Annotated in this window: 7 protein-coding genes; 4 read left to right on the top strand and 3 right to left on the bottom strand. The window is 39.8% G+C overall.

The genetic code is table 11. The features are described 5' to 3' along the window. Window positions 1–337: 337 nt before the first annotated feature. From QZ359_RS08370 to QZ359_RS08385, 4 genes are all read left to right on the top strand, one after another. Window positions 338–934 (top strand): DUF3796 domain-containing protein, encoded by a 597-nt coding sequence (locus QZ359_RS08370; RefSeq protein ID WP_173304639.1) that lies wholly within the window; start codon window positions 338–340, stop codon window positions 932–934. Between the two features lie 2 nt (window positions 935–936). Beyond that, on the top strand, window positions 937–1,161 hold the full coding sequence (locus tag QZ359_RS08375) for a helix-turn-helix transcriptional regulator (protein WP_001041097.1): 225 nt from the start codon (window positions 937–939) through the stop codon (window positions 1,159–1,161). Between the two features lie 277 nt (window positions 1,162–1,438). After that, a complete protein-coding gene (locus tag QZ359_RS09520; RefSeq protein ID WP_345890443.1) occupies window positions 1,439–1,657 on the top strand; it encodes a hypothetical protein in 219 nt (72 codons plus the stop codon). 100 nt (window positions 1,658–1,757) lie between these two features. Continuing rightward, window positions 1,758–2,561, top strand: a complete 804-nt coding sequence (locus QZ359_RS08385; RefSeq protein ID WP_173304641.1) for a peptidylprolyl isomerase — start codon at window positions 1,758–1,760, stop codon at window positions 2,559–2,561. A 55-nt stretch (window positions 2,562–2,616) separates the two neighbouring features. Here the strand turns inward: QZ359_RS08385 and QZ359_RS08390 are convergent, their stop codons facing one another. The 3 genes from QZ359_RS08390 to rlmN all read right to left on the bottom strand — a co-directional run bounded on the left by QZ359_RS08390 (window position 2,617) and on the right by rlmN (window position 5,833). Then, window positions 2,617–4,158, bottom strand: coding sequence for an ABC-F family ATP-binding cassette domain-containing protein (locus QZ359_RS08390; RefSeq protein WP_173304643.1), 1,542 nt, complete (start codon window positions 4,156–4,158; stop codon window positions 2,617–2,619). 116 nt (window positions 4,159–4,274) lie between these two features. Continuing rightward, the gene (locus QZ359_RS08395) at window positions 4,275–4,748 is read right to left on the bottom strand and encodes a VanZ family protein (RefSeq protein WP_173304645.1); all 474 of its coding nucleotides are present in this window, start codon (window positions 4,746–4,748) and stop codon (window positions 4,275–4,277) included. Continuing rightward, on the bottom strand, window positions 4,748–5,833 hold the full coding sequence (rlmN, locus tag QZ359_RS08400; RefSeq protein ID WP_000804762.1) for a 23S rRNA (adenine(2503)-C(2))-methyltransferase RlmN: 1,086 nt from the start codon (window positions 5,831–5,833) through the stop codon (window positions 4,748–4,750). Before rlmN ends, QZ359_RS08395 begins: the two co-directional genes overlap by 1 nt. Window positions 5,834–5,873: the final 40 nt, after the last annotated feature.

The raw sequence follows: 5,873 nt of genomic DNA on the forward strand, positions 1-5,873 counted from the left end.
AATGCTTACTTCACTTCTGTAAAAATTAACTTCTACACCTACAAAGCTTATTCTTAGACTTTATAACAGTCTAAGAATAAATAGAGATTCATACAGTATCTAGATTTTCCAAAAATTTTTTATAATCAAATATTATTAACGAAACTATCCAAATCAAATCCGATGATTGCTTCAAATAATTCTTTAGTTGTTTGACTAGCGAGGGCTTTTATTAAAAAATTTTTTCAAATAATTACCACATTGACACATAAAATTCTTGCTTTCTAAATTTAAGTGTGATATATTTATAACATAACATTTAAATGTTATATATTTATAACAAAAAAAGGAGTCTATCATGAAAAAAAGTCAAAAAATGCGTGGCCTCATTGCAGTGATTGCCGTAGCTCTCTTTATTGATTTTATTGTTTTATTTGGTTCTAATCTTAGTTGGGGACCCAAGTTAGTTATTACTGGTATTTCAGTGCAATGTCAAATTGTAGCTATTTGGAGCTGGCTACATATGAAACTATGGTCTCATAAAAGTCAGAAAGGTAAGGGGAAGACTATTTTTGACTTGTCTGCTAAGCTTTACACGATACTTTTGTTTGCAGCAAGCATTTTTTATACAGTAGGAATTTGGGTTGCTACCCCTAGCGTAAGTTCTGGTATTAAAGAATGGATTTTGGGAATTAGCCTCGTTATTGAAGTGATTGTATTTGGTTTTTTCTCTTTGAAAAATGTCAAGGAAACTCCGGACGAACGCTTTTATGCTAATTTAGCAAAGGCAGCTAGCTTGTTGTTTGTTTTTATACTAGGCGCACTGATGATCCTAGCAGTTATCATTGGGTATATGGGGTCTCTCACTCTTTACATGGGACAGATATTTATTAGCATAGCTGTCTTGATTTGCATCTTTGCGGTTGTCTATTTTATCTTGGAACGTAGAGGATAAGCATGGCCAAAGAAAGCAAGATTATTACTAATCTCAAATCTGTTCGTGAGTCCACAGGCATGACCCAGCAGGAGTTAGCCGACCTCATCGGCATGCGACGCGAGACAATTCTGCACTTGGAAAATAACCGTTACAATCCTTCGCTGGAGATGGCTCTTAAAATTGCTCAAGTTTTTAATCTGAAAGTAGAAGACCTATTTGAACTCAGACAGAAAGAGGAAGCATAATTCTTTTCGAGACCTAGTATTAAGTTCATTGATTAATTAGGAATTGAGTCCAAAAGAAAAAATCTTTTGAAAATGTGCTCTTTTAAAATATAGTAATTCTTTCGAATTAACGTTTTGAGAATTGTGATGCCTTACGAGCTTTCTTAAGATCTGGTTTCCTAAATACTTTGAGTACACTTATGGCATTGATGCCCCTAAACACCTAAAAACTCTGGTAGGAAAAGGTTATGCAGTCATTGAAACAGCTTTTGACTCACTTGATCATCTCAATGCTACTATGAAAAAGAATATTCTGAAAAGCAAGGGAATTACAGGACTATCTAAGATGAAGGCTGCCGATCTGGACCAAACCCTTCATGACAACTTTTCAGAAGAAGAATTAGCAAGTCAATTTTCAATTCGTGGCTACAAATTGACTCCAAAGGGGGAACAGATACTCGAACAATACCAGGACATTATCGATCGTCATCCAAAGAAAAAATCTCTAATCAAGTGATTTTTTGGTTGATTTTCTCTAAAACTACCTTATCACTAACATTTGAAATCCCCTTCCTTTTAGGGTACAATGGTAGAAATGAATTTTTGAGAGGATCAGAATGAAAAAATTAGCAACCCTTCTTTTACTATCAACTATAGCCCTTGCTGGATGTAGCAGTATCCAACGTAGTCTGCGTGGTGATGACTATGTTGATTCCAGTCTGGCTGCTGAAGAAAGTTCCAAAGTAACTGCCCAATCTGCCAAGGAGTTAAACGATGCTTTGACAAACGAAAACGCCAATTTCCCACAACTATCTAAAGAAGTTGCTGAGGACGAGGCTGAAGTCATTCTCCACACAAGTCAAGGAGATATCCGTATTAAACTCTTCCCTAAACTCGCTCCTTTAGCGGTTGAAAACTTCCTCACTCATGCCAAAGAAGGCTACTATAACGGCATTACCTTCCACCGTGTTATCGATGGCTTCATGGTTCAAACTGGAGATCCAAAAGGAGATGGTACAGGTGGTCAGTCCATCTGGCATGACAAGGATAAGACTAAAGACAAGGGAACTGGTTTCAAAAACGAGATTACTCCTTATCTCTATAACATCCGTGGTGCCCTTTCTATGGCTAATACTGGTCAACCAAACACCAATGGTAGCCAATTCTTCATCAACCAAAACTCTACAGATACCTCTGCTAAACTCCCTACAAGCAAGTATCCAAAGAAAATCATCGAAGCCTATAAAGAAGGGGGAAACCCTAGTCTAGATGGCAAACACCCAGTCTTTGGCCAAGTGATTGACGGTATGGATGTTGTAGATAAGATTGCTAAAGCCGAAAAAGATGAGAAAGATAAACCAACGACTGCTATTACTATCGACAACATCGAAGTGGTGAAAGACTATGATTTTAAATCATAAAAACCAAAAAAATACAGTATCCACATTCGGTACTGTATTTCTTTTACTCTCATTCTTAAGTTAAATTATTAAAATCCCAGATTTGGTCCATCCAGCCTTCATAGAAGTCTGGTTCGTGGCAGACCATAAGGATAGATCCCTTATATTCTTTGAGAGCGCGTTTGAGTTCATCCTTGGCATCCACATCCAAATGGTTGGTCGGCTCGTCCAGCACTAAAACATTGTTTTCACGATTCATCAAGAGACAGAAACGGACCTTGGCTTGTTCCCCACCTGACAAGACCTGAATTTGACTTTCAATATGCTTGGTTGTCAAACCACAACGAGCAAGGGCTGCACGAACTTCTGCTTGGTTAAGTGCAGGAAAGGCATTCCAGACAGCTTCAAGAGGAGTTTGGCGATTACCGCCTTCTACTTCCTGTTCAAAGTAGCCAAGTTCTAGGTAGTCACCGCGTTCCACTTCCCCAGCGATTGGCGGAATAATGCCCAATAGAGACTTCAATAGAGTTGTTTTACCGATACCATTGGCACCGATAATAGCAACCTTTTGATTGCGTTCAAAGGTAAGATTTAAAGGCCTGGTCAGAGGACGGTCATAACCAATTTGCAAATCCTTGGCTTGGAAAATAAAGCGCCCTGGTGTACGAGCCGGTTTGAAATCAAAGGATGGTTTTGGTTTCTCACTTTGCAGTTCGATAATATCCATCTTATCCAATTTCTTCTGACGGGACATGGCCATGTTTCGTGTTGCAACACGCGCTTTGTTTCGAGCAACGAAGTCTTTGAGGTCGGCAATTTCTTTCTGCTGACGTTCGTAGGCTGCCTCTAGCTGAGATTTCTTCATGGCATAGACTTCTTGGAACTGGTAGTAGTCACCAGAATAACGCGTCAGCTGTTGATTCTCCACATGGTAGACAATATTAATCACGTCGTTCAGGAATGGAATATCGTGTGAAATGAGAACAAAGGCATTCTCATAGTTTTGGAGATAGCGCTTGAGCCAGTCAATATGCTCAGCATCCAAGTAGTTGGTCGGCTCGTCCAACAGCAAGATATCAGGCTTTTCAAGGAGGAGTTTAGCCAAAAGTACCTTGGTTCTTTGCCCACCTGACAAAGAAGTTACATCCGTATCCATGCCAAAGTCCATGACACCAAGAGCACGCGCTACTTCGTCAATCTTAGCATCCAAGGTATAGAAATCACGACTCTCTAAACGGTCTTGAAGTTCACCAACTTCTTCCATGAGAGCATCAACATCCGCTCCATCTTCAGCCATTTCCATATAGAGGTCATTGATTCGGACTTCTGCTTTAAAAAGCTCATCAAAAGCTGTACGGAGCACATCGCGAACAGATTGACCTTCAGCAAGGACGGAGTGCTGATCCAAGTAACCGGCAGTCACATATTTGGACCACTCAACCTTCCCTTCATCTGGCAGCATTTTACCAGTCACGATGCTCATAAAGGTTGATTTTCCTTCACCATTGGCACCGACCAGGCCGATATGTTCACCCTTGAGGAGACGAAAGGACACATCTTCAAAAATTGCACGGTCACCAAAACCGTGACTCAGATTTTTAACTTCTAAAATACTCATTTTAATTCCTTATCTTGTTTTTATACTCTTCGAAAATCAAATTCAAACCACGTCAGCTTCACCTTGCCGTACTCAAGTACAGCCTGCGGCTAGCTTCCTAGTTTGCTCTTTGATTTTCATTGAGTATTATGTAATCGTTTATAAAGTAGCCAAGCCAAATAGCCACCCAAGGTATTGGTCCACAAATCATCAATCTCAAAGACGCGATTGAAATCAAAGAAAAAATCTAAGACTAACTGCGTACACTCAATTCCAAGACTCACTAGAAAACTGAAAAAAAGAACTCTTTTTGTTTTCCTTAAATTTGGAAAGAGATAAAGGAGTTGGAAAATCAGAGGAAAAAGCAAGAAGACATTGAGGATATTTTGTAAAAAAATCCAATATAATTGTCCCATATCACCCACTTCACCCAGTTTCCAAAGAGAATTGAAAGGAGTCAAAAGAAAAACCAGGCGATCAAGATGCTGAATACCTGGAGTTTCCACTCCCACGGGAGAATGTTCTTGAGGAGTAAAACAAAAGTAGACGATACAAATGCTATAGAAAATGACTCCCAAGACCAAAATATGATTATGAGTTTTCTTCATCATTACGGATTGACTGCTGCGACTGCTTTCTGGCGGTCACGTTTCATTGTATTAGAACGCAATTGTCCACAAGCTGCATCAATATCAGTTCCATGCTCTTGACGAACAACACAGTTAACCCCTTTTTTCTTAAGCGTATCATAGAAGGCCATCACGCGCTCTTTAGGACTGCGGCTATATTGGTCATGCTCACTAACCGGGTTATAAGGAATCAAGTTTACATAAGACAATTTCTTGATATTCTTGAGCAATTCAGCCAATTCCAAGGCTTGTTCTACACCGTCATTGACTTCATTGAGCATGATGTATTCAAAGGTCACACGACGGTTGGTTGTCTCAATATAGTACTCAATAGCAGCAAAGAGTTTTTCAATCGGAAAGGCACGGTTAATCTTCATGATGCTTGAGCGCAATTCATTGTTGGGTGCGTGAAGTGACACGGCAAGATTGACCTGAACTCCTTCATTAGCAAAATCACGAATTTTATGGGCCAAACCTGAGGTTGAAACCGTAATGTGACGAGCACCGATAGCCATTCCCTTGTCATCATTGATGGTACGAACGAAATTCAAGACATTGTTATAGTTATCAAAAGGCTCACCGATACCCATGACAACGATATGGCTGACGCGTTCATCCTGACCACGCTCATCAAAGTATTTCTGAACCAGCATGATTTGCGCTACGATTTCACCGTTATTGAGGTCACGTTGCTTCTTAATCAAACCAGAAGCACAGAAGGTACAACCGATATTACAGCCGACCTGAGTGGTCACACAGACTGACAAACCATAGTGTTGGCGCATAAGTACAGTCTCTATCAACATACCATCTGGCAATTCAAAAAGATATTTAACTGTCCCATCAGCAGACTCTTGAACAATACGTTGTTTCAAGGGATTGACCACAAACTGGTCATTAAGCTTCGCAATCAAATCCTTAGAAAGGTTGGTCATTTCTTCAAATGACTGGACACGTTTACGGTAAAGCCATTCCCAGATTTGGTCTGCACGGAATTTCTTTTCTCCCTGCTCCAAAACCCATTCCTGCATGGTTTGACGTGTTAAACTATAAATTGACGGTTTCATTTCTTCTCCTTATTCTCTACTCACTTCTGACGAATGACAA

Source organism: Streptococcus sp. (assembly GCF_019414905.1).
Taxonomy (GTDB): domain Bacteria; phylum Bacillota; class Bacilli; order Lactobacillales; family Streptococcaceae; genus Streptococcus.

What these genes read in the sequence shown, in the direction of transcription:
- QZ359_RS09520 (WP_345890443.1), top strand. Translation starts at nt 1,439, where the DNA reads ATGAAAAAGAATATTCTGAAAAGCAAGGGAATTACAGGACTATCTAAG.
- QZ359_RS08375 (WP_001041097.1), top strand. Translation starts at nt 937, where the DNA reads ATGGCCAAAGAAAGCAAGATTATTACTAATCTCAAATCTGTTCGTGAG.
- rlmN (WP_000804762.1), bottom strand. Translation starts at nt 5,833, where the DNA reads ATGAAACCGTCAATTTATAGTTTAACACGTCAAACCATGCAGGAATGG.
- QZ359_RS08370 (WP_173304639.1), top strand. Translation starts at nt 338, where the DNA reads ATGAAAAAAAGTCAAAAAATGCGTGGCCTCATTGCAGTGATTGCCGTA.
- QZ359_RS08385 (WP_173304641.1), top strand. Translation starts at nt 1,758, where the DNA reads ATGAAAAAATTAGCAACCCTTCTTTTACTATCAACTATAGCCCTTGCT.
- QZ359_RS08390 (WP_173304643.1), bottom strand. Translation starts at nt 4,158, where the DNA reads ATGAGTATTTTAGAAGTTAAAAATCTGAGTCACGGTTTTGGTGACCGT.
- QZ359_RS08395 (WP_173304645.1), bottom strand. Translation starts at nt 4,748, where the DNA reads ATGATGAAGAAAACTCATAATCATATTTTGGTCTTGGGAGTCATTTTC.